A 21,694-nucleotide genomic window follows, 5' to 3' on the forward strand; every position below is an offset into this window, starting at 1 on the left:
ATGATCCAGGCTCTTGTATTCCTGCCGCTGATCGGCGCGCTGATCGCAGGCTTCATCGCCATTCTGGGTGCGCATGGGCGTAACCCGAGCGGCGACGAGATGGACCATGCGCATAACGACCACGGTCACGGCGATGCCGGCGCCCATGCGGCGCATGCACATGCTGCGCATGGGCATGACGATCATGGTCACGATGATCACGACGACCATCACCACGTTGCCGAGCCGGCTGCGCTCGGCTCGCGTGCAGCAGAGCTGATCACCGCCGGTCTTCTGGTGGTGTCGGCGGTGCTGTCCTGGATGACCTTCGTCGATGTCGCCTTCATGCATCATGATGCCCGCGTCGTGCTGCTGAACTGGATCAATTCGGGTGACCTGCAGCTGTCCTGGACGCTGCGCGTCGATACGCTGACGGCCGTGATGCTGGTCGTCGTCACCACGGTGTCGTCGCTCGTGCACATCTATTCGCTCGGCTATATGGAAGACGATCCGAACCGGCCGCGCTTCATGGCGTATCTGTCGCTGTTCACTTTCATGATGCTGATGCTGGTGACGGCGGATAACCTGCTGCAGCTGTTCTTCGGCTGGGAAGGCGTGGGTCTGGCCAGCTACCTGCTGATCGGTTTCTGGTTCAAGAAGCCCTCGGCCAATGCGGCAGCGATCAAGGCCTTCGTGGTCAACCGCGTCGGCGACTTCGGCTTCCTGCTCGGCATCTTCGCGCTGTTCATGCTGATCGGCTCGACCGATTTGGACACCATCTTCGCCAGCGCGCCCGGCCTGACCGGCAAGACGATCAACTTCTTCGGCTGGCACGCCGATGCGCTGACACTGACCTGCCTGCTGCTGTTCGTCGGCGCGATGGGCAAGTCGGCCCAGTTCCTGCTGCACACCTGGTTGCCGGACGCGATGGAAGGCCCGACGCCTGTGTCGGCGCTGATCCACGCGGCGACCATGGTCACCGCAGGCGTCTTCATGGTGGCGCGCATGTCGCCGCTGTTCGAACTTGCGCCGAATGCGCAGGCCGTCGTGATGCTGGTCGGCGCGACCACTGCATTCTTTGCCGCGACCATCGGTCTGGTGCAGAACGACATCAAGCGCATCGTCGCTTACTCGACCTGCTCGCAGCTCGGTTACATGTTCGTGGCGCTGGGGACGGGGGCTTACTCGGTCGCCATGTTCCACCTGTTCACGCACGCCTTCTTCAAGGCGCTGCTGTTCCTGGGCTCAGGCTCGGTAATCTATGCGATGCATCACGAACAGGACATCCGGAAGATGGGTGGCCTGTGGAACAAGATCCCGTTCACTTATGCGATGATGACCATCGGCACGCTGGCGCTGACCGGCTTCCCGTTCACGGCCGGCTACTTCTCGAAGGACGCGATCATCGAAGCGGCTTACGCCTCGCACACCCAGTTCGCCTTCTACGGCTTCCTGATGACCGTGATCGCGGCGCTTCTGACCTCGTTCTATTCCTGGCGTCTGGTGTTCAAGACGTTCCATGGCGAGCCGCACGACAAGAAGCATTACGATGCAGCGCATGAAGCGCCGCTGTGGATGCTGGTCCCGCTGGCCGTGCTGGGCATCGGATCGTTCGCCGCCGGCTTCCCGTTCAAGGAGCTGTTTGCTGGTCATCACGTCGGCGAGTTCTTCCGGGAATCGCTGAAGATGAACCCGCACATCATCGAGGAGATGCACCATATTCCCGGATGGGTTCCCTATGTGCCGACCGTGATGATGGTGCTCGGTTTCCTGATTTCGTATCTGTTCTATGTTCGCAAGCCGTATTTGCCGGTCGAACTCGCGAACCAGCACCCGCTGCTCTACAAGTTCCTGCTCAACAAGTGGTACTTCGACGAGCTCTACGAGATCATCTTCGTTCGCCCGGCCAAGTGGATCGGCCACTTCCTGTGGAAGAAGGGCGACGGCATGATCATCGACGGCCTCGGGCCTGATGGTGTCGCGGCCCGCGTGCTCGATATCACGCGCGGCGCGGTGAAGCTGCAGACCGGTTACCTCTATCACTATGCCTTCGCGATGCTGATCGGCGTCGCCGGGTTGATCACCTGGTTTATCTTCGGCCTGGGGGGCCAGTAACAATGGCGTCCGTCATGACATGGCCGATTCTTTCGGTCGTCACCTTCCTGCCGATCGTCGGCGCGATCCTGATCTATCTCAGCCGCGGCGATGATGAGGCTGCGCAGGGCAATGCGCGCTGGATCGCGCTCTGGACCACGCTGATCACTTTTGCGGTCTCGCTGATCCTAGTGATGCGCTTCGACCCGTCGAACGGCGACTTCCAGTTTGTCGAAAAGGCGCCCTGGCTGGCCGCGACCATCAACTACCATATGGGTGTGGACGGCATTTCGCTGCCCTTCGTGATCCTGACCACGGCCCTGATGCCGTTCTGCATCCTGTGCAGCTGGAAGTCGGTCACCAAGCGTGTCCGCGAATACATGATCGCGTTCCTGTTCCTGGAAACGCTGATGATCGGCACCTTCTCGGCGCTGGATCTGGTGCTGTTCTATCTGTTCTTCGAAGGCGGCCTGATCCCGATGTTCCTGATCATCGGCATCTGGGGCGGCCCGCGCCGCGTCTACGCCTCGTTCAAGTTCTTCCTCTACACGTTCCTCGGCTCGGTGCTGATGCTGCTGGCCATCATGGCGCTGTACTGGAATGCGGGTACGACCGACATCCCGACGCTGATGCACACCGCCGTGCCGCGCAGCCTGCAGACTTGGGCGTGGCTGGCATTCTTCGCATCCTTCGCGGTGAAGATGCCGATGTGGCCCGTGCACACCTGGCTGCCTGACGCACACGTGGAAGCGCCGACGGCAGGTTCGGTCGTACTGGCCGCGATCATGCTGAAGATGGGCGGTTACGGCTTCCTGCGCTTCTCGCTGCCGATGTTCCCGGATGCCTCTCTCTATTTCGCGCCGATGGTCTGGACTCTCTCCGTGATCGCGATCGTCTACACATCGCTGGTCGCGCTGATGCAGGAAGACATCAAGAAGCTGATCGCCTACTCGTCGGTCGCGCATATGGGCTATGTGACCATGGGCATCTTCGCCGGCACGACACAGGGCGTCTCCGGCGCGGTGTTCCAGATGGTGTCGCACGGCATCGTGTCGGGCGCGCTGTTCCTCTGCGTCGGCGTCGTCTACGATCGGCTGCATACCCGCGAGATCGCGGCCTATGGCGGCCTCGTCAACCGGATGCCGATCTATGCAGCGCTGTTCATGGTCTTCACGATGGCCAATGTCGGTCTGCCCGGCACCTCCGGCTTCGTCGGTGAATTCCTGACGCTGATCGGCACCTTCAAGGTCTCGATCCCGACGGCGACATTCGCCAGCATCGGCGTAATCCTGTCGGCGGCCTATGCACTCTGGCTGTACCGTAAGGTCGTGTTCGGTGAACTGACCAAGCCGGCGCTGCAGGGCATCAAGGACATCACATTCCGGGAAGGCCTGGTGCTGGTGCCGCTGGTCATTCTCACCATTCTGTTCGGAGTCTATCCGAAGCCGGTGCTCGATATGTCGGCGGCTTCGATCCAGCTCCTCGTTAACAACTACGCTGCTGCAACGTCTGCCGTGAAGGCAGCCGCGCTGCTGCAATGACCGCAGCAGATCAGGATAACGCGCAATGACGATTACGACCGCCGGATATTCCCTGCTGCCCGTACTGCCGGAGCTGATGCTCGCGGTTGGCGCCATGGTGCTGCTGATGATCGGTGCCTTCAACGGACCGAAGGTCACGGGTCTGGTCACCACGCTGGCTGTCTGCCTGCTGGTGGTGGTCGGCGCGGCTGAAATCATGCTGCCCGCGGGCAAGCATGTCACCTTCGGCGGCAGCTTCATCGTCGACGACTATGCGCGCTTCCTGAAGGTGCTGGCGATCATCGCATCGGCCGTGACGCTGATCCTGTCCCGTGAATTCCTCGCGGACCAGTCCCGTCGCATTTTCGAATACGCCATCCTGGTGCTGCTCTCGACGCTCGGCATGATGGTGCTGATCTCGGCCGGCGACCTGATCATGCTGTATCTCGGCCTCGAACTGATGAGCCTTGCGCTCTATGTCGTCGCAGCCTCCAACCGCGACAATGCGAAGTCGACCGAAGCCGGCCTGAAGTATTTCGTGCTGGGCGCGCTGTCGTCGGGCATGCTGCTCTACGGCGCTTCTATGATCTACGGCTTTACCGGCACGGTGTCCTTCGCCGGCATCGCCGCCGAAGCCAAGACCGGCAATATCGGCCTGGTGTTCGGCCTCGTGTTCCTGCTCGCCGGCCTCTGTTTCAAGGTCTCGGCCGTGCCGTTCCATATGTGGACGCCCGATGTCTATGAGGGCGCACCGACGCCCGTCACCGCCTTCTTCGCCTCGGCCCCGAAGGTTGCAGCACTCGCCGTGTTCACCCGCGTCACGCTGACGGCGTTCCCGGGCATCGTGGTGCAATGGCAGCAGGTCGTGGTGTTCGTGTCGCTGGCCTCGATGGTGCTGGGCTCGTTCGCCGCCATCGGCCAGACCAACATCAAGCGCCTGATGGCCTATTCGTCGATCGGCCATATGGGCTTCGCGCTGGTCGGCCTTGCCGCCGGCACGCAGGAGGGTGCGCAGGGCGTGCTGGTCTATATCGCGATCTATGTCGCGATGACCCTCGGCACCTTCGCCATCATCCTGACCATGAAGCGCAATGGCCAGCCCGTTGAGACGATCAAGGATTTCGCCGGCCTGTCGCGCACCAATCCAATCATCGCCTTCTTCTTCGCGATGTTCCTGTTCTCGCTGGCAGGCGTGCCGCCGCTGGCCGGCTTCTTCGGCAAGTTCTACGTCTTCATGGCGGCCATCAAGTCGGGCCTGTTCGTACTGGCCGTAGTCGGTGTGTTGGCCAGCGTGGTGGGCGCGTTCTACTACCTGTCGATCGTGAAGCTTATGTATTTCGACGAGCCGGTCGGGAAGCTCGATCCGATGCGTGTTGAACTGCGCACGGTGCTGGCTGTCGCGGGTCTCTTCAACGTGCTGTTCTTCGTCTATCCGGCGCCTCTGGTCAGCGCGGCGGCATTCGCAGCGAAGTCGCTGTTCTAGATGGTATTTTCGCTCGGTCCCCGAGCCCTCGCGGCGGGCACGAAGCTCGCCGCATTCGACTCAACAGGTTCGACCAATACTGAAGCCATGGACCGCGCACGCACAGGCGAGCGCGGTCCGATGTGGTTTGTCACAACGGAACAGACCGCGGGACGTGGGCGACGACATCGGCCGTGGGTCGCTCCCCGCGGGAACCTCGCCAGTTCGGTTCTCGAAGTTCTTGACGTGACGCCCTCAGTTGCGGCGACGCTGGGCTTTGCGGCCGGTGTCGCCGTTGAGAAGGCGCTCCGACAGATCAGCGTCGAAGCCGCGATGCGGGCGCCGCAGTCGGCCGCGAATGATTATCGGCTGAAATGGCCGAACGACGTTCTGGCAGGCGGACATAAGCTTGTCGGAATGAATCTGGAGGCGGAGGCAGCGCCGAACGGCCAGCTTGCCGTTGTCGTCGGCATCGGCACCAACGTGGTGGCGGCCCCCGACAATATGCCTTATCCGGTTGCTTGCCTGCATGCGATGGGCGTCAGCGCCAGCGCCGAAGACCTGTTTGCGGCGCTTTCGGACACCTGGCAGGAGATGCGCGGCATCTGGGATTCCGGCCGCGGGTTTGCCGAGATCCGGCGACAGTGGCTGGAACGCGCAGCAGGGATCGGTCAGCCGGTGTCCGTGGACAACGGGGTACAGACGATTTCGGGAATTTTCGACACCATTGATGAGGCCGGTTGTATGATTGTCGCGACAGCGGATCGCCGGCGAATCCCTATTACCGCCGGCGACGTTCATTTCGGATCGGCCGCGTCGACAAGGACAGTACGCAAATGACGCGACCCAACGAATTGACCTTCGCACCGCTGGGAGGCGTCGGCCAGATTGGCATGAATCTGTCGATCTATGGCCTGGCCGGGAAGTGGCTGGCGATCGACCTCGGCGTCTATTTCGGTGACGAGGAGCATCTGCCCGGCATCGATCTGGTGATGCCCGACGTGCGCTTCCTGGAAAAGGAAAAGAAGAATCTCGTTGGTCTCGTGCTCACCCACGCCCATGAGGACCATTTCGGCGCCATCATCGACCTGTGGCCCAAGCTGAAATGCCCGATCTATGCGACGCAGTTCAGCGCCGCATTGTTTGAAGCCAAATGCGCCAGCGAGCGCAATCCGCCGAAGATTCCCGTCACCGTGGTGCCATCGGGCGGCCGCATCAATCTCGGCCCGTTCGATATCGAGTTCATTCCGGTTGCGCATTCGATTCCGGAATCCCATGCGATCGCGCTCCACACGCCGTTCGGCACCGTGCTGCATACCGGTGACTGGAAGATCGATCCGACGCCGATCATCGGCCTGCCGACCGACGAAAAGCGGCTGCGCGAACTCGGCGATGCCGGCGTGCTGGCCATCATCGGCGACTCCACGAATGCGGTGCGCGATGGCCGCTCACCGTCCGAAACGGAGGTTGCCGCGACGCTCACCAAACTGGTGAAGGCTGCCAAGGGCCGCGTCGCCGTTACGACCTTCGCATCGAACGTAGCGCGGTTGCGGGCCGTTGCCGAAGCGGCGCAGGCCGCTGGCCGCGAAGTGGTGCTGGTCGGCCGCGCAATGGAGCGCGTCGTGCAGGTGGCCCGCGAATGCGGCTATCTCGATGGATTGCCGGCGTTCCGTAACGCCGACTATTACGGCCATTTCCCGCCGGACAAGGTGGTGGCGCTGTGCACGGGCAGTCAGGGTGAAGCGCGCGCGGCACTGGCGCGTATCGCCAGCGACGATCATCCGATGGTGACCCTCAACAAGGGCGATACGGTGATCTTCTCGTCGCGGACCATTCCGGGCAACGAGAAGGCGGTCGGTACCATCATCAACGGTCTTGTCACGCAGGGCATCGAGGTGATCACCGATCGTGACGCGCTGGTGCATGTGTCGGGCCATCCGCGCCGCGACGAATTGCGCGACATGATCTCCTGGGTGCGGCCGCAGCTGCTCATCCCGGTTCATGGCGAGGCGCTGCATCTGCACGAGCATGCCAAGCTGGCGCGCGCCTGCGGCGTGCCGCGGACCATGATCGTCAAGAACGGCGACCTGGTGCGCCTGGCGCCCGGCGATGCTGCCGTCATCGACGAATTGCCGTCGGGCCGCATGTTCAAGGACGGCCTCATTCTCGAGGATTCCAAGTCCCGCGCCGTAAGCGAGCGGCGCCGGCTGTCCTTTGCCGGCTGCGCTTTCGTGGCACTGGCCGTGACCATGAAGGGCGAACTGGTCGACGACCCTGCGGTCGACCTGATCGGCATTCCCGAAAAGAACCTCAAGGGCGAGGTGATGGAGGATGTCGTGTTCGACATCGTCGTCAACATCGTCGAGAACCTGCCCAAGGCGCGCAAGCGCGATCCCGATGCGATGGCGGAGTCGGTGCGACGCGCCGTTCGCTCGTCACTCGCCGATCAATGGGGCAAGAAGACGATGTGCTACGTTCACATCCTGCAGGTCGAAGACTAAAAGCAAAGAAACAAAGACTACGGAGGACACCATGCTGGGCCGGCTCAATCATGTGGCGATTGCCGTCGCCGATGCGGAGAAAGCTGCGAAGATCTACGGCATCGCCTTCGGTGCCGAGATTTCCGCGACCGTGCCGCTGCCGGAGCATGGCGTAATCACGGTGTTCGCGACGCTGCCGAATACCAAGATCGAATTCATCCAGCCGCTCGGCGCGGATTCCCCGATTGCCAAATTCGTCGAGCGCAATCCTGACGGCGGCATTCATCACATCTGTTACGAAGTGCCTGACATCATCGCGGCACGCGACAACCTGATCAAGGAAGGCGCGCGCGTACTTGGCGACGGCCAGCCGAAGATCGGCGCCCATGGCAAGCCTGTGCTGTTCCTGCATCCCAAGGATTTCTCGGGCGCGCTGGTAGAGATCGAACAAGCTTCCGAAATCGAACAGTCCTGAGGACGCGATGGCCTATACGATCTCGACGTCGCTCGCGGTCTATTTCGTCATCTGGTGGATCACGCTGTTCCTGACGCTGCCGTTCGGCGTGCGCAGCCAGCATGAGGACGGCGAGGGCACCGACGGCACCGATCCCGGTGCGCCTGTGCTGGCCCGGATGGGGCGCAAGCTGATCTGGACCACGGTGATTTCCGCGGTGCTGTTCGCGGCCGGCATGTATGCGTATCGCATGGACTACTTCAACATCGAGAGGCTCTCGAAGCTGATGGGCGTGCCGATCTGAGAGCAATCTTTAACCTGCGGAGTCTGTCCTTTCAGGTGTCGATACGGAGCTGACGCATGAAGCGCTTTCTGCTTTTTCTGTTGCTTGGGCCGGCTGTCGGCTTTGCGGTTTTCGAGCTGCGCGAAATTGCCAGCGGCAGGATCATCGGCGGCTTTCCCGGCTTCATTATGGGATTGCCCTTTGCCTACTGGTTCGGGCTGATCCCGTCGCTGGTGATGTGGCTCGAGGACTGGTTCCTCGAAGACAAGATGCAGCTGTGGCCAAAGGTGCTGACCTCGGCGTTGACTGGCTATGTCGTGAGTATCGGGATGATGTTGATCTGGACGTCGGTGTCGATCCCGCTGCGCCAGATCCTTACATTCGGGATCGTCGGCGCGGTACAGGGCCTGGTCTGTTCGTGGCTGTCGGGCATCAAGCCGAAGGGTGGTGCGCTGTAATACGCAGCGCGTTGCATCTCCGAAAAAGGCCGGCATTGATGCCGGCCTTTTTCGTCTCGGACGATATGAAGCGTCGCTATCGTTGTCGGGAATCTGTCGAAAAAAAGAGCAGGGCCGCAGCCCTGCTCGGAAAATTGTGTCGACCCTATTACCCCAAACTTTGGATTTTATCCTTGCTTAGCGGGTTGACGCTGCTTGAGCGCGTCAGGGCTCCTCCCGAGACTTGGACCACCAGACTCTGTCCTTACGAACCGCCTGAGCTGTGAGTCGTAGCTTAACTTTTTTTGTTTGTCACCAATTTCGGCAATGTGTGTTCAAAATTTAGGCCAAGGGTAGAATCGCGGCCTTTTACGCGATTTCCGGTCACGCTGGGTCGCTCTGGCCGACATCGGAAATGGCGATATTTGACAGTCCGGGAGGCAATTCGCCAGGCGAACGGAATTAAGCCCCGATTGCCGGCTCCATGTCCTAGACTGTCCGGCGTCCGACCCGTCGCCCTTGTGTTTTGGCGGCCGATCCGGTTTCACTCGCGTTCTCCCGTCCCTCCGATTCCCAGGCCTAACCATGCGATTGTCGCGCTATTTTCTGCCCATTCTCAAGGAAACGCCGAAAGAAGCCGAGATCGTCTCGCACCGGCTGATGCTGCGCGCGGGCATGATCCGTCAGGAGGCCGCCGGCATCTATGCCTGGCTGCCGCTGGGCCTGCGGGTGCTCAAGAAGATCGAGCAGATCGTCCGCGAGGAGCAGAACCGGGCGGGCGCCATTGAGCTCCTGATGCCGACATTGCAGCTCGCCGATCTCTGGCGCGAAAGTGGGCGCTACGACGCCTATGGGCCGGAGATGCTGCGGATCGTGGACCGCCACAAGCGGGAGCTTCTCTACGGGCCGACCAACGAGGAAATGATCACCGAGATCTTCCGCGGCTATGTGAAGTCCTACAAGAGCCTGCCGCTGAACCTGTACCACATCCAGTGGAAATTCCGCGACGAGCAGCGTCCGCGTTTCGGCGTGATGCGGGGCCGCGAATTCCTGATGAAGGATGGCTATTCGTTCGACATCGACGAAGCCGCGGCGAAACATTCCTACAATCAGATGTTCGTCGCCTATCTGCGCACCTTTGCCCGCATGGGCCTGAAGGCGATCCCGATGCGCGCCGAGACCGGACCGATCGGCGGCGATCACTCCCACGAATTCATCGTGCTCGCCGAGACCGGCGAGTCCGGCGTGTTCTGCGACAAGAACGTGCTCGATCTGCCGATCCCGCCGGCCGATGTCGATTATAGCGGTGATCTCACGGGCATCATCAATCAGTGGACGTCGATCTATGCGGCAACCGAAGACGTCCACGACGCCGCACGGTTCGAGAGCGAAGTGCCGGCCGAGCGGCGGCTCAACACCCGCGGTATCGAAGTCGGCCAGATCTTCTATTTCGGCACCAAATATTCCGACGCGATGAAGGCGACCGTTGCGGGCGCCGATGGCGCGGAGACGGCGATCCATGGCGGCTCCTACGGCGTCGGCGTGTCGCGTCTCCTGGGCGCAATCATCGAGGCCTGCCACGACGAGAACGGCATCAAGTGGCCCGAGGAAGTGGCGCCGTTCCGTGCTGCGATTCTCAACCTGAAGCAGGGCTCGCCCGATACGGATGCGGCTTGCGAGGCGCTCTACAAGGAGCTCTCGGCGAAGGGCGTCGATGTGCTCTATGACGACACCGACCAGCGCGCCGGCGGCAAGTTTGCCACCGCTGACCTGATCGGTGTGCCCTGGCAGATCCTCGTTGGCCCGAAGGGGCTGGCCGAAGGCAAGGTCGAGCTGAAGCGGCGCGATGCCGGTTCGCGTGAGAATATCAGTGCCGCTGAGGTCGTCGCAAAGCTGACGTCCTGACGACTTATCCACTGCGTGGTCGCCGCATCACTCACGATGCGGCTAGAATAAGCCCGATTCGTATGGGAGTCGGGCGATGGATGATGCCATGAGCGAGCCAGTTCGAACCCCACCCTTCGCCGCCTTCGAATGGCTGCTGTCCGGACGCTATCTCCGTGCGCGCCGTAAAGAGGGATTCATCTCTGTCATTGCCGGCTTCTCGTTCCTTGGCATCATGCTCGGCGTCGCCACGCTGATCATCGTGATGGCCGTGATGAACGGCTTCCGCAAGGAGCTGCTCGACAAGATCTTGGGTCTCAACGGACATCTGCTGGTGCAGCCGCTGGAAAGTCCTCTGACCGACTGGAAGGATGTCGCCGACCGCATCAGCGGCGTGAATGGCATTCGTCTCGCGGCGCCGGTCGTGGATGGCCAGGGATTGGGATCATCCGCGTTCGGTGCTGCCGGCATTTTTATCCGCGGTATCCGCGCCGGCGACCTCAATAACCTGACGTCGATCGCCAAGAACATCAAGCAGGGCACGCTCGAAGGCTTCGATGACGGGCAGGGTGTGGCGATCGGTCGGCGGCTGGCAGATCAGCTTTCGATCCATGCCGGCGACATGATCACGTTGATCTCGCCGAAGGGGGCGGTGACCCCGATGGGCACAACGCCGCGCATCAAGCCCTACAAGGTTGCTGCCGTCTTCGAGATCGGCATGTCGGAATATGACTCCACCTTCGTCTTCATGCCGTTGGCCGAGGCGCAGACTTACTTCAATCGCCCTTCTGACGTGACCTCCATTGAGGTCTACACCAACAATCCCGACAGGATCGACGAGTATCGCAAGCTCGTGACTGAGGCGGCCGGACGGCCGATCTTCATCGTCGATTGGCGGCAGCGCAACTCGACCTTCTTCAATGCGCTGCAGGTCGAGCGCAACGTCATGTTCCTGATCCTGACGCTGATCGTGCTGGTGGCGGCGCTGAACATCGTCTCCGGCCTGATCATGCTGGTGAAGGACAAGGGCAGCGACATCGCCATCCTGCGCACCATGGGCGCCTCTCAAGGCTCGATCATGCGGGTGTTCCTGATCACGGGTGCTGCGATCGGCGTGGTCGGCACGCTGGTCGGGTTTTTCGTCGGATTGCTGGTCTGCTTCAACATCGAGACGATCCGGCAATTCATCTCATGGATGACCTCCACCGAGCTGTTCTCGCCGGAGCTGTATTTCCTGTCCAAGCTGCCGGCCGAGGTCGATGTCGGTGAAACCAGCGCGGTGGTCATCATGGCGCTGACGCTGTCGTTCCTTGCCACCCTGTACCCGTCGTGGCGCGCCGCGCGCCTCGATCCCGTCGATGCGCTAAGATACGAGTGAGTGACTGACATGGCGCAAGGGGCAGATGATGTACCGGTGGTCTATCTCCACGACATCAAGCGGCAATATACCCAAGGCGAAACCGTTCTGACCATTCTCGACAATGCCAAGCTGGCCTTGTGGGCGGGACAGTCGGTGGCGCTGGTGGCGCCGTCGGGCTCGGGCAAGTCGACGCTGCTCCATATTGCCGGTCTCCTGGAGAGCCCCGATGATGGTGAGGTCTATGTCGGCGGCACCGCGACTTCGGGCCTGTCGGATACCGAGCGCACCCAGATCCGCCGCACTGATATCGGTTTCGTCTACCAGTCGCATCGGCTGCTGCCGGAATTCACTGCGCTGGAAAACGTCATGCTGCCGCAGATGATCCGCGGCTTGAAGCGCTCTGAGACGGTCGCCCGCGCCAAGGAAATCCTGGCCTATCTGGGCCTGGGCGAACGCATCACACATCGGCCCGCGGAGCTGTCGGGCGGCGAGCAGCAGCGCGTTGCGATTGCCCGCGCAGTGGCCAATGCACCGCGCGTGCTATTTGCCGACGAGCCGACGGGAAATCTCGATCCGCACACCGCGGATCATGTCTTCAAGGCGCTGATGCAGCTGGTGAAGGCGACCAAGGTGGCGATGCTGATCGCGACCCACAACATGGAACTGGCCGGCCGCATGGATCGGCGGGTGTCACTGGAAAACGGCAAAGTCGTCGAACTAGACTGACCCCGCCACGCATTTCATTCGAGAGTGAAGGCGCGGCGCCGCGAACGGTGCCGTCGTTCAGTAGCTGCTCTTACGCTTGCGCTTCACGCGCGGCTGCTGCGGCGCGGCGCCCTGCGCATAGGCGTAAGCCGGATTGGCAAAGCAGGTCAGGCCGATGCCCGATGCCGTCGCGGTGCATTGCGCATAGGTGCGGTAGCTGCAGTCATCGTCGTCATAGAGCGAGCGCATGCAGAACGGGTAGCCGCTCGGCGTGTAGAAGGAGAACGGGCCGGGATCGACGGGCTGGGCCGCGGCGGGCGTGACGGTGAGGGCCGAAAGGGCGCCGAGGGCGACCAGAGCAAGCAGGGCTGCGCGCATCGAATTCTCCTGCCGACTCAGATGGCCGGCTGCATGTGATCTCTGACCGGCACAAAGCCGGTCCGAGAGGTATTCGTCAACTCACAAAGCCGGATTCCGCTCCGCATCTGGCGCCGGAAAACATGCCGTAACAGGGCTTGTTCGGCACAGGCGGCGCAATACGGCGCAGGTGATTCCCGGCGAGGAGGAATTGGCTGGCTGGGCGCAAAGCGTGCCGGCTCGCCGTCTTAACCATTCGGAATATGAGGCGCGACGCGCCCGGATCGGCTGCTTGGGTAGTGGGGCAGTTTTGATTGTGGCAGTGTTTCGGGGCGGAAAAGGGGGGGGGGACTCCGACAGCGTTTCGGCGAAGGAGAAGGTCTGGCATTGCGCCATTTTAGCCGAGGGCGGGAGGGCGTCATGGGAGCGGGGGCGCGTCAGGTGTAACCGTTATTATTCGGTAGCGGCGCCTCGGAAAACTTATCTGCGATTCCAGCGCCGCCGCGCCCCCCTGTGTCAAAGCCTATAAGACTGTCTGCGGGGCAACCGTTAGTGATAGCGCCGAACGCCGTGCTTTTTCTAAAGCTCTCGTTTCAATCTGCCGTACTCGTTCGCGTGACACGCCGAGCTCAATACCGAGCTCATCAAGGGTTGCCGGGGCATCCGACAGCCACCGAGCTTCAATGATCCGCTGCTCCCGCGCAGAAAGACCATCGAGAGCCTTCCTAAGCACCCATGTTCGCCACTCGGACTCGCTTCTCTCGACAAGGCTTTGCTCGAGGTCAACATCGTCGGCAAGTCGGTCCTGCCACTCTGTTGGTGCTTCATCGTCGTCCTTCGCTTTCGCGTTGAGGGACATATCGCCCATGAAACGCCGGTTCATTTCGATGACTTCGTGTTCCGGCGCATACAAGCGAGCGGCTATCGTGGCGACCTGTTCGGGCCGCATGTCTCCATCGTCCAGCGCTGCAATCTTGCTCTTTAGCCGCCTCAGGTTGAAAAACAGTCGCTTCTGAGTTGACGACGCAGCGATCTTTACGATCGACCAAGAGCGCAGGATGTAGTCCTGGATCGTCGCCTTTATCCACCACGTAGCGTAAGTCGCCAACCGGAAGCCACGGTCCGGATCGAACCGCTTGACCGCTTGCATCAAGCCGATATTTCCTTCCGAAATGACGTCGGCAATCGGAAGGCCATATCCGCGGTATCGCATGGCAATTTTGGCAACCAGGCGCAGGTGGCTCGTAACAAGTTGGAATGCCGCTTCCCGGTCATCGCGCTCACGTAGCTTTCGGGCAAGTGAAACTTCCTGCTCAGGCGAGAGCAGCGGAAATTGTTTAATAGCGGTAAGGTATCGGGTGAGCCCACTGCCGTCCGCCAACATCGGTAGAGATATGCTGGACATCTTGAACCCCATGTAATCAGGAAAGTACCGCGGCAACTTGCGCTGCCGCGGCTGATACAAAGAACGATCTATCAGGCGGCTTGCGGAGGCAGCTTCTCGACCTTCTGCCCATCAGACCTGCCGATCTCGATCTTTCGCGGCTTCATGACTTCCGGCACTTCGCGGATCAAGCCGATCTGCAGCAAGCCGTTCTCGAAATGCGCGCCCGTGACCTGGACGTGCTCCTCCAGGCTGAATTGCCGTTTAAAAGCGCGGCCAGAAATTCCTTGATAAAGGAAATCTCGATGATGCTCGTCCTTGCGCCCTTCGACGGTCAGAACGTTCTGCTCGGCCGTTACCGTAATATTCTCGGGTGAGAAACCAGCTAACGCGAGCGAGATCTGGTAACGATCGTCACCAACGCGTTCGATGTTATACATCGGAAAAGTTTCCTCGTTGGCGCGTTGGGCGGCGTCCACGAGATTGAAAAGGCGGTCGAAGCCGATGCTTGAGCGCCAAAGCGGGGCGAAATCGAAAGTTGTCATAGCCAAATCCTCCATTGAGCAAGATGGGTATGAGCAGACGCCGGACGCGAGCGGCGCCCACTTCCATGTCGGACCCGACTGGCATCCGACAATCGATAAAATAGAAAAGGGCGAAGACCGGTTTCAAGGGGGCGGGAAAAAATTTGTGGACTGGGTGAAGTATCGATCGAAGTTGTCTTTGATCGACGCAGCCTCGGTCCGCTTTGGTGAGCACGACGGCCTTGAGCGAGCTGCTGCGAGAGCAACAATGCCGGCCGGCTTTTTGTGTCAGCCCGCTCGTGATCGCGAGCGCTGGCGGCGAATTATGGATTAGCTCGCTTGGTGGGGCGGCCCCCGGTGCCGGTTATGACCGCTGACGAACTCGCTAGCGACATGGAGCCCGGCAAGTGCCGGGCTCTTGAGTTTGACCGAAGTAGGTCACTCGACCTTGGGGCCGGCAACTGCACCGAAGATGCCGGCCGGCCTGCGCCCGAGGACCTTCTGCCAAACGCAACTTACAGGTGGATGTCGGCGCGAAGACGCTTCATTTCACAAGCTGTCTGGCCGACCGCGTGCGTGCGCCCCATGCGCTTTGGAAGTGGCATGCGCTGAGATTGCGCCGGCGGCCCGTCATCGCCGTCTAACGTCCTGAGTGCCGCCAGAATATCGCCAATTCTGATTTGCTGGCTCGATCCGGGAATTTGTCGCAGCCAAGGCTTACCTTCGACGGCAAAGGCATCTGATGCCCAAGTGGCCAAGATGCATCGCTTCTGGATCATGTCCAAGAAGGGACTCGCGAGCACCTCCCGCGGGTGCGTGAAAGTACTGGCGAGCAGAGAATTCGCGTGGATTTCATTCATCGACATGGCAGTCGTTGTCATGTTGGGCCTCCTAACTCCTTCCGTTTAAAGGCAATTGCCGATGTAGATTTCCCGCCGTGCCGGTCAAGAGCCTCGGGGTAAAAAATTTGAGGGTCTCGGGCAACTCAGAGTGTCCTGCGGTCGGCGCCGCGTACAGCGGGGCTGCCGACAACCACGAAGACAGCCCACCACGCGCTCGAACCCTAGCCTCGGGGAATCGGGGCGGTTCTGCGAGCCCCGAAGATGGATCGTTTTCGGTTTGTTGTCGTCCAAGCGTTTTGCCGCACCTGGATGTTCGTCCGCTGAACGGCCGCGTCTAGCGGAGCGCCGCGTAGACCGTGGTTGCCTCCTTGTAGGAGACATGCCTACCGCTAATGACTCTCAGACAATTCACAGCGAAGGCCGAATAACGGGCGGAGGCGGGGAATCTCTCGCTAACCATGTAGGTCGGCCTCTAACCTGTGCGGTGGCACCGGCCGAATATGGGGGCAGCCGCGTCGAAGAGCCGTCCGGTGTCATGCCTGGGCGTTTTTGCTGGGGTTCTTGACTATTGCGAATTGGTCGTCGAGCCAATCTCCGTTGGAGGTAGTCGGATCGGTCAAGAATTAACCACAGGGGTCACTTCCCAAACTGACCCACTGCCGCTGCTTGACTCCAGGAACAGAATGAGAACAATGTTCTTCATATGTTCCAGAGATCACGGAGGCCACCATGTTGAAGACCTTTGTTGAAGAAGCCGCTGCACTGGCATCGATCGTTCTGTTCGTCGGCATGATTGCGGTTTGGGCGCAACTGATCCCCCAGCTGTGATCCTGCTCCCGGACGCTGGCTGCGAAGCTGGCGCCGGAACACCGGGGAAGCACTCTCCGGTGGATACGGGAACGCTCCCGGGGGAATGACAAGCATTCCCTAGGGAATGCGGGGACGCTTCCGGGGCCGAGCGGGTTTCACATGGACTTGGCCGGGGGCAGGCATCACCATAGGACAGCGAGTCGGTCTGAACAGGCTGCCGCGATCCCCAGTGTCGATGACTGCCCAGATCGGGCGCTGCAAAGTCCGGAACGGCCCACGCCATGAGTCAGAAGCCCGCCGCCGCGTCGAATGCCGGATTTGTCCATCTGCACGTGCATTCGGCCTATTCGCTGCTGAAGGGCTCGATCAAGATCCAGAAACTGGCGGAACTGGCGAAGGCCGACCATCAGCCGGCGCTGGCGCTGACCGACAGCGACAACATGTTTGGCGCGCTGGAATTTTCCGAGAAGCTGGTGGGCTACGGCATCCAGCCGATCACGGGCTGCGAGGTAGCCATCGATTTCGGCGACCAGGATCCTAATGCCCGTAATGCGCTGAACGCCGTGATGCCGCGCATTGTGCTGCTGGCCGCCAAGGAGCGCGGCTATCAGAGTCTGATGAAACTGAACTCGCGCGCGTTTCTGGAAACCCCGGTCAATTGCGCGCCCCATATTAAGCTGGACTGGCTGCTGGAGGAGACGGAAGACCTGATTGCGTTGAGCGGCGGTCCGGACGGTCCGATCAATCAGGCGCTGCTCGCCGATCAATCCGCGCTTGCCGCTGCGCGTTGCGACCGGCTCGCGTCGCTATTCGGCGATCGACTCTATATCGAACTGCAGCGTCATGGCGCCGAGAAGGAGCGCCGCGCCGAAGCCGGTTTGATAGACTTGGCTTACGCCAAGGGGCTGCCGTTGGTGGCAACGAATGAGCCGTATTTTGCCGCCGCGGATGACTATGAGGCCCATGATGCGCTGCTATGCATCGCCGGTGGCAGGATCATTGCCGAAACGGACCGCGAGCAGCTCACCACGGATCATCGCTTCAAGACCCGCGCCGAAATGGCGGTTCTGTTTGCCGATATTCCTGAGGCATTGGCGTCAACAGTCGAAATTGCCGAGCGCTGCTCGTTCCGGCCAAAGACGCGCAAGCCGATCCTGCCGCGCTTCACGGTGGGCGCTGGCAGTAACGCCGAAGGTGCGGCCCAGGAGGAATCCGACGAGTTGCGCCGTCAGGCCGAGGAGGGCCTGCGCAAACGTCTCGAGATCCACGGCGTGTCGCAGGGCAAGAGCGAGGAGGAATACCACGCGCGGCTCGACTTCGAACTCAACGTGATCTCCCGCATGAACTATGCGGGTTACTTCCTGATCGTGTCCGACTTCATCAAATGGGCGAAGGCGCAGGGCATTCCGGTGGGGCCGGGTCGCGGTTCGGGCGCCGGCTCGCTGGTCGCCTGGGTGTTGACCATCACCGATCTCGATCCCTTGCAGTTCAATCTGCTGTTCGAACGCTTCCTCAATCCGGAACGCGTCTCGATGCCGGACTTCGACATCGACTTCTGCCAGGATCGTCGCGGCGAGGTGATCTCCTATGTGCAGCAGCGCTATGGCCGCGATCAGGTCGCGCAGATCATCACCTTCGGTACGCTGCAGGCGCGCGGCGTGCTGCGCGACGTCGGCCGTGTGCTGCAGATGCCCTATGGCCAGGTCGACAAGCTGACCAAGCTGGTGCCGCAAAATCCGGCCGCACCGGTGACACTTGCAGCCGCGATCGAGGGCGAGCCGAAACTCCAGGCGCTCCGCGACGAGGATCCGATCGTCGCCAAAGCCTTCGATATCGCGCAGCGCCTCGAGGGTCTGACGCGCCACGCTTCGACCCACGCCGCAGGCATCGTGATTGGCGACCGGCCGCTGTCGCAGCTCGTGCCGATGTATCGCGATCCGAAATCGGACATGCCGGTCACCCAGTTCAACATGAAATGGGTTGAGCCAGCAGGTCTCGTGAAGTTCGACTTCCTCGGCCTGAAGACACTGACGGTGCTCGATGTCGCCGTGAAGCTGCTCAAGCAGCGCAATATTGACGTCAATCTTGCGACCACGCCGATTACCGATCCCAAGAGCTACGAAATGCTGGCGCGCGGTGAAGTGGTCGGCGTATTCCAGGTGGAAAGCCAGGGTATGCGGCGCGCGCTTGTGGACATGCGGCCCGACCGTTTCGAGGACATCATCGCGCTGGTCGCGTTGTATCGTCCGGGCCCGATGGCGAACATCCCGACCTATTGCGCGCGCAAGCATGGCGATGAAGAGCCGGAATATCTGCATCCGATCATCGAGCCGATCCTGAAGGAAACCTTCGGCGTCATCATCTATCAGGAACAGGTGATGCAGATCGCACAGGTCATGGCCGGCTATTCGCTCGGCGACGCCGACCTGCTGCGCCGTGCGATGGGCAAGAAGATCCGCGCCGAAATGGAAAAGCAGCGCGAGATCTTCGTCGCCGGCTCCGTCAAGAATGGTGTGCCGAAAGGGCAGGCCGATACGATCTTCGATTTGCTCGCGAAATTCGCCGACTACGGTTTCAACAAGAGTCACGCCGCGGCCTATGCGCTGGTGTCGTATCACACCGCCTATATGAAGGCGCATTATCCGGTGGAGTTCATTGCGGCGTCGATGACGCTCGACATGGGCAATACCGACAAGCTGTCGGAATTTCGCGCCGAGGCGCAGCGGCTCGGTATCAAGGTCGAGGCGCCGAACATCAATCGTTCGGGCGTCACCTTCGAGGTCAGCGACAACACGATCTATTATGCGCTGGCCGCGTTGAAAGGCGTCGGCGCTGGCGCCGTCGAGCTGATCGTCGCCGAGCGCAACAAGAATGGTTTGTTCACGTCGCTTGCCGACTTTGCGTCGCGCGTGAGCCCACGCGCCGTCAACAAGCGCATCATCGAAACGCTCGCTGCGGCCGGCGCCTTCGATACGCTCGATCCACATCGTGCCCGCGTGCATGGCGGCGCGGATGCTATTTTGGCCGCCTGCCAGAGCGCCCACGTGGATACGACAATCGGTCAGGGAAACATGTTTGGCGGCGCGGCCGATGCGCCGACCATCATGCTGCCGCAGATCGACAATTGGCTGGCGGCGGAGAAGCTGCGCAAGGAATACGACGCTATTGGCTTCTTCCTGTCCGGCCATCCGCTCGATGACTATGCGACCGCCCTGAAGCGGCTGCGGGTGCAGAGCTGGGCCGAGTTCTGCCGCGCCGTCAAAACCGGCGCTACGGCGGGCAGGGTGGCGGCAACGGTCGTGTCGCGCATGGAGCGGCGCACCAAGACCGGCAACAAGATGGGCATCATGGGTCTGTCCGATCCGACCGGCCATTTCGAGGCGGTGCTGTTCTCCGAAGGGCTTGCCCAATACCGCGACGTGCTGGAACCGGGTACCGCGGTGCTGCTGCAACTCGGCGCCGAACTCCAGGGAGAGGACGTTCGGGCCCGGGTTCTCCATGCGGAACCTCTGGATGCCGCCGCTGCCAAGACCCAGAAGGGGCTCAGGGTGACCATGAAGGACACCAAGGCACTGGATTCGCTGGTAAAACGCCTCCAACCGCAGCCGAGCAATGCCGCCGGCGGAGGCGACGTCTCGCTGATCCTTCGCCTCGACCTGCAAACTGAGGTCGAATTCAAGCTCGAAGGCCGGTTCCAGGTGTCCCCGCAGATCGCCGGCGCCATCAAGGCGGTTTCCGGGGTGGAAATGGTCGAAACGCTTTGAGCTGGCGACCCGCGCGGTAAACCGGCCGAAGCCACCGGATTTCCTTGCTTATCCCGGGAATCCGGCTATAAGCCGGCCCATCTCACACGGAAGCATGGCTTAATCGCCGTCCGGTGGCATCCGGGCTGCACGGCAGAATCCTCTGCCCGAACGCTCGTTTGCTCACACGCTTCCGGAGGAAACAACCGGAGAATTGATACTATGGCACTACCCGAATTTTCTATGCGTCAACTGCTCGAAGCTGGCGTCCACTTTGGCCACCAGTCGCACCGCTGGAATCCGAAGATGGCGAATTACATCTTCGGCGCACGTAACAACATCCACATCATCGACCTCGCGCAGACCGTGCCGTTGCTGCACACCGCGCTGAAGGCTGTGAGCGATACCGTCGCCAAGGGCGGCCGCATCCTGTTCGTCGGCACCAAGCGCCAGGCGCAGGACGTCGTTGCCGAAGCTGCGAAGCGCTCGGCGATGTACTTCGTCAATTCGCGCTGGCTCGGTGGCACCCTGACCAACTGGAAGACCATCTCCGGTTCGATCAAGCGTCTGCGTCACCTCGACGAAGTGCTGAACTCCGGCGATGCGTCGGCCTACACCAAGAAGGAGCGTCTGACGCTGCAGCGCGAGCGCGACAAGCTCGATCGCTCGCTGGGCGGCATCAAGGACATGGGCGGTCTGCCCGACCTGATCTTCGTGATCGACACCAACAAGGAAGACATCGCGATCCAGGAAGCCCAGCGTCTGGGTATCCCTGTCGCCGCGATCGTCGACACCAACTCGGATCCGAAGGGCATCACCTATGTGGTCCCGGGCAATGACGACGCCGGCCGTGCGCTGTCGCTGTATTGCGACCTGATCGCGCGCGCTGTCATCGACGGCATCTCGCGCGCCCAGGGCGACTCGGGCTTCGATATCGGCGCATCGGCTGCGCCGGTTGCTGAAGCCATTCCGGCTCCGGAAGCTGGCTTCCAGGGCCTGGCTGGTCCGCGCGGCACCGCCGACGATCTCAAGAAGCTCACCGGCGTGTCCGGTGCGATCGAGAAGAAGTTCAACGACCTCGGCATCTTCCACTACTGGCAGCTGGCCGAACTCGATCACGACACCGCCCACAAGATTGGCGAAGAAGTTGGTCTTCCGGCCCGTGCCGACGGCTGGGTCGCCCAGGCCAAGGGTCTGACGGCGGAAGCCGAGTAACGCGCAGGCGTGATCCCGGAACCGGTGTCCCGGTTCCGGACAAAATCATGCCGATGCGACAGCCAAGAAACTATTGTGCGGCCGTCATCCCGGCCGCACTTTCCATCTCTACACTTCTCTCGATGATAGTTCCTGCGGCGTAACGCGATTGACCAGCACCG

The 21,694-nt window shown here is 61.3% G+C and carries 17 protein-coding genes; 13 read left to right on the forward strand and 4 right to left on the reverse strand.

Annotated features, from left to right (window positions below; all coding sequences use genetic code 11):
- The 11 genes from nuoL (at position 1) to SFY93_RS17385 (ending at position 12,679) form a co-directional block, all read left to right on the forward strand.
- Entirely contained in the window at positions 1 to 2,094 is a 2,094-nt protein-coding gene (nuoL, locus tag SFY93_RS17335) for an NADH-quinone oxidoreductase subunit L (RefSeq protein WP_320443983.1), read from the forward strand.
- 14 nt (positions 2,095 to 2,108) lie between these two features.
- The gene (locus SFY93_RS17340) at positions 2,109 to 3,614 is read left to right on the forward strand and encodes an NADH-quinone oxidoreductase subunit M (RefSeq protein WP_410001794.1); all 1,506 of its coding nucleotides are present in this window, start codon (positions 2,109 to 2,111) and stop codon (positions 3,612 to 3,614) included.
- Positions 3,615 to 3,639: 25 nt separating this feature from the next.
- Positions 3,640 to 5,076, forward strand: a complete 1,437-nt coding sequence (gene nuoN / locus SFY93_RS17345) for an NADH-quinone oxidoreductase subunit NuoN (RefSeq protein ID WP_120290021.1) — start codon at positions 3,640 to 3,642, stop codon at positions 5,074 to 5,076.
- Positions 5,077 to 5,895: a biotin--[acetyl-CoA-carboxylase] ligase gene (locus SFY93_RS17350; RefSeq protein WP_309944083.1), complete on the forward strand. Its 819-nt coding sequence runs from the start codon at positions 5,077 to 5,079 to the stop codon at positions 5,893 to 5,895.
- Positions 5,892 to 7,556 carry a ribonuclease J gene (locus SFY93_RS17355; protein ID WP_320443984.1) on the forward strand — a complete coding sequence of 555 codons (1,665 nt, stop codon included), beginning with the start codon at positions 5,892 to 5,894 and terminating at the stop codon, positions 7,554 to 7,556. Before SFY93_RS17350 ends, SFY93_RS17355 begins: the two co-directional genes overlap by 4 nt.
- A gap of 31 nt (positions 7,557 to 7,587) precedes the next feature.
- Positions 7,588 to 8,010: a methylmalonyl-CoA epimerase gene (mce, locus tag SFY93_RS17360; protein ID WP_320443985.1), complete on the forward strand. Its 423-nt coding sequence runs from the start codon at positions 7,588 to 7,590 to the stop codon at positions 8,008 to 8,010.
- Between the two features lie 7 nt (positions 8,011 to 8,017).
- A complete protein-coding gene (locus tag SFY93_RS17365; protein WP_315841858.1) occupies positions 8,018 to 8,293 on the forward strand; it encodes a DUF1467 family protein in 276 nt (91 codons plus the stop codon).
- Positions 8,294 to 8,349: 56 nt separating this feature from the next.
- Positions 8,350 to 8,730, forward strand: coding sequence for a hypothetical protein (locus SFY93_RS17370; RefSeq protein WP_089264551.1), 381 nt, complete (start codon positions 8,350 to 8,352; stop codon positions 8,728 to 8,730).
- A gap of 564 nt (positions 8,731 to 9,294) precedes the next feature.
- A complete protein-coding gene (gene proS, locus SFY93_RS17375) occupies positions 9,295 to 10,614 on the forward strand; it encodes a proline--tRNA ligase (protein WP_320443986.1) in 1,320 nt (439 codons plus the stop codon).
- A gap of 76 nt (positions 10,615 to 10,690) precedes the next feature.
- Positions 10,691 to 11,971 carry a lipoprotein-releasing ABC transporter permease subunit gene (locus SFY93_RS17380; protein ID WP_320443987.1) on the forward strand — a complete coding sequence of 427 codons (1,281 nt, stop codon included), beginning with the start codon at positions 10,691 to 10,693 and terminating at the stop codon, positions 11,969 to 11,971.
- 9 nt (positions 11,972 to 11,980) lie between these two features.
- Positions 11,981 to 12,679, forward strand: coding sequence for an ABC transporter ATP-binding protein (locus SFY93_RS17385; protein ID WP_320443988.1), 699 nt, complete (start codon positions 11,981 to 11,983; stop codon positions 12,677 to 12,679).
- Between the two features lie 57 nt (positions 12,680 to 12,736).
- On the opposite strand, the gene SFY93_RS17390 is transcribed toward SFY93_RS17385, so the two are convergent.
- The 4 genes from SFY93_RS17390 to SFY93_RS17405 all read right to left on the reverse strand — a co-directional run bounded on the left by SFY93_RS17390 (position 12,737) and on the right by SFY93_RS17405 (position 15,804).
- Positions 12,737 to 13,036, reverse strand: coding sequence for a DUF3551 domain-containing protein (locus SFY93_RS17390; protein WP_320443989.1), 300 nt, complete (start codon positions 13,034 to 13,036; stop codon positions 12,737 to 12,739).
- A gap of 502 nt (positions 13,037 to 13,538) precedes the next feature.
- Positions 13,539 to 14,420 (reverse strand): RNA polymerase sigma factor RpoH, encoded by an 882-nt coding sequence (rpoH, locus tag SFY93_RS17395; RefSeq protein ID WP_320443990.1) that lies wholly within the window; start codon positions 14,418 to 14,420, stop codon positions 13,539 to 13,541.
- Positions 14,421 to 14,491: 71 nt separating this feature from the next.
- Positions 14,492 to 14,944 (reverse strand): Hsp20 family protein, encoded by a 453-nt coding sequence (locus SFY93_RS17400; RefSeq protein WP_320443991.1) that lies wholly within the window; start codon positions 14,942 to 14,944, stop codon positions 14,492 to 14,494.
- Between the two features lie 494 nt (positions 14,945 to 15,438).
- Positions 15,439 to 15,804, reverse strand: a complete 366-nt coding sequence (locus SFY93_RS17405; protein WP_320443992.1) for a hypothetical protein — start codon at positions 15,802 to 15,804, stop codon at positions 15,439 to 15,441.
- A 1,052-nt stretch (positions 15,805 to 16,856) separates the two neighbouring features.
- Between SFY93_RS17405 and dnaE the strand changes: the two genes are divergently transcribed.
- Together dnaE and SFY93_RS17415 are read left to right on the forward strand one after the other, a co-directional pair.
- Positions 16,857 to 20,339: a DNA polymerase III subunit alpha gene (gene dnaE, locus SFY93_RS17410; protein ID WP_320443993.1), complete on the forward strand. Its 3,483-nt coding sequence runs from the start codon at positions 16,857 to 16,859 to the stop codon at positions 20,337 to 20,339.
- A gap of 201 nt (positions 20,340 to 20,540) precedes the next feature.
- Positions 20,541 to 21,533 (forward strand): 30S ribosomal protein S2, encoded by a 993-nt coding sequence (locus tag SFY93_RS17415; protein WP_068730869.1) that lies wholly within the window; start codon positions 20,541 to 20,543, stop codon positions 21,531 to 21,533.
- Positions 21,534 to 21,694 lie beyond the last annotated feature (161 nt).

Origin of the sequence: Tardiphaga sp. 42S5 (assembly GCF_034044155.1) — a bacterium.
GTDB lineage: Bacteria > Pseudomonadota > Alphaproteobacteria > Rhizobiales > Xanthobacteraceae > Tardiphaga > Tardiphaga robiniae.

Coding starts and splice junctions, on each gene's coding strand:
- SFY93_RS17370 (WP_089264551.1), top strand. CDS start 8,350: ATGAAGCGCTTTCTGCTTTTTCTGTTGCTTGGGCCGGCTGTCGGCTTT.
- SFY93_RS17400 (WP_320443991.1), bottom strand. CDS start 14,944: ATGACAACTTTCGATTTCGCCCCGCTTTGGCGCTCAAGCATCGGCTTC.
- proS (WP_320443986.1), top strand. CDS start 9,295: ATGCGATTGTCGCGCTATTTTCTGCCCATTCTCAAGGAAACGCCGAAA.
- SFY93_RS17340 (WP_410001794.1), top strand. CDS start 2,109: ATGACATGGCCGATTCTTTCGGTCGTCACCTTCCTGCCGATCGTCGGC.
- SFY93_RS17415 (WP_068730869.1), top strand. CDS start 20,541: ATGGCACTACCCGAATTTTCTATGCGTCAACTGCTCGAAGCTGGCGTC.
- dnaE (WP_320443993.1), top strand. CDS start 16,857: ATGAGTCAGAAGCCCGCCGCCGCGTCGAATGCCGGATTTGTCCATCTG.
- SFY93_RS17385 (WP_320443988.1), top strand. CDS start 11,981: ATGGCGCAAGGGGCAGATGATGTACCGGTGGTCTATCTCCACGACATC.
- SFY93_RS17350 (WP_309944083.1), top strand. CDS start 5,077: ATGGTATTTTCGCTCGGTCCCCGAGCCCTCGCGGCGGGCACGAAGCTC.
- rpoH (WP_320443990.1), bottom strand. CDS start 14,420: ATGTCCAGCATATCTCTACCGATGTTGGCGGACGGCAGTGGGCTCACC.
- mce (WP_320443985.1), top strand. CDS start 7,588: ATGCTGGGCCGGCTCAATCATGTGGCGATTGCCGTCGCCGATGCGGAG.
- SFY93_RS17405 (WP_320443992.1), bottom strand. CDS start 15,804: ATGACAACGACTGCCATGTCGATGAATGAAATCCACGCGAATTCTCTG.
- SFY93_RS17380 (WP_320443987.1), top strand. CDS start 10,691: ATGGATGATGCCATGAGCGAGCCAGTTCGAACCCCACCCTTCGCCGCC.
- nuoL (WP_320443983.1), top strand. CDS start 1: ATGATCCAGGCTCTTGTATTCCTGCCGCTGATCGGCGCGCTGATCGCA.
- SFY93_RS17390 (WP_320443989.1), bottom strand. CDS start 13,036: ATGCGCGCAGCCCTGCTTGCTCTGGTCGCCCTCGGCGCCCTTTCGGCC.
- nuoN (WP_120290021.1), top strand. CDS start 3,640: ATGACGATTACGACCGCCGGATATTCCCTGCTGCCCGTACTGCCGGAG.
- SFY93_RS17355 (WP_320443984.1), top strand. CDS start 5,892: ATGACGCGACCCAACGAATTGACCTTCGCACCGCTGGGAGGCGTCGGC.
- SFY93_RS17365 (WP_315841858.1), top strand. CDS start 8,018: ATGGCCTATACGATCTCGACGTCGCTCGCGGTCTATTTCGTCATCTGG.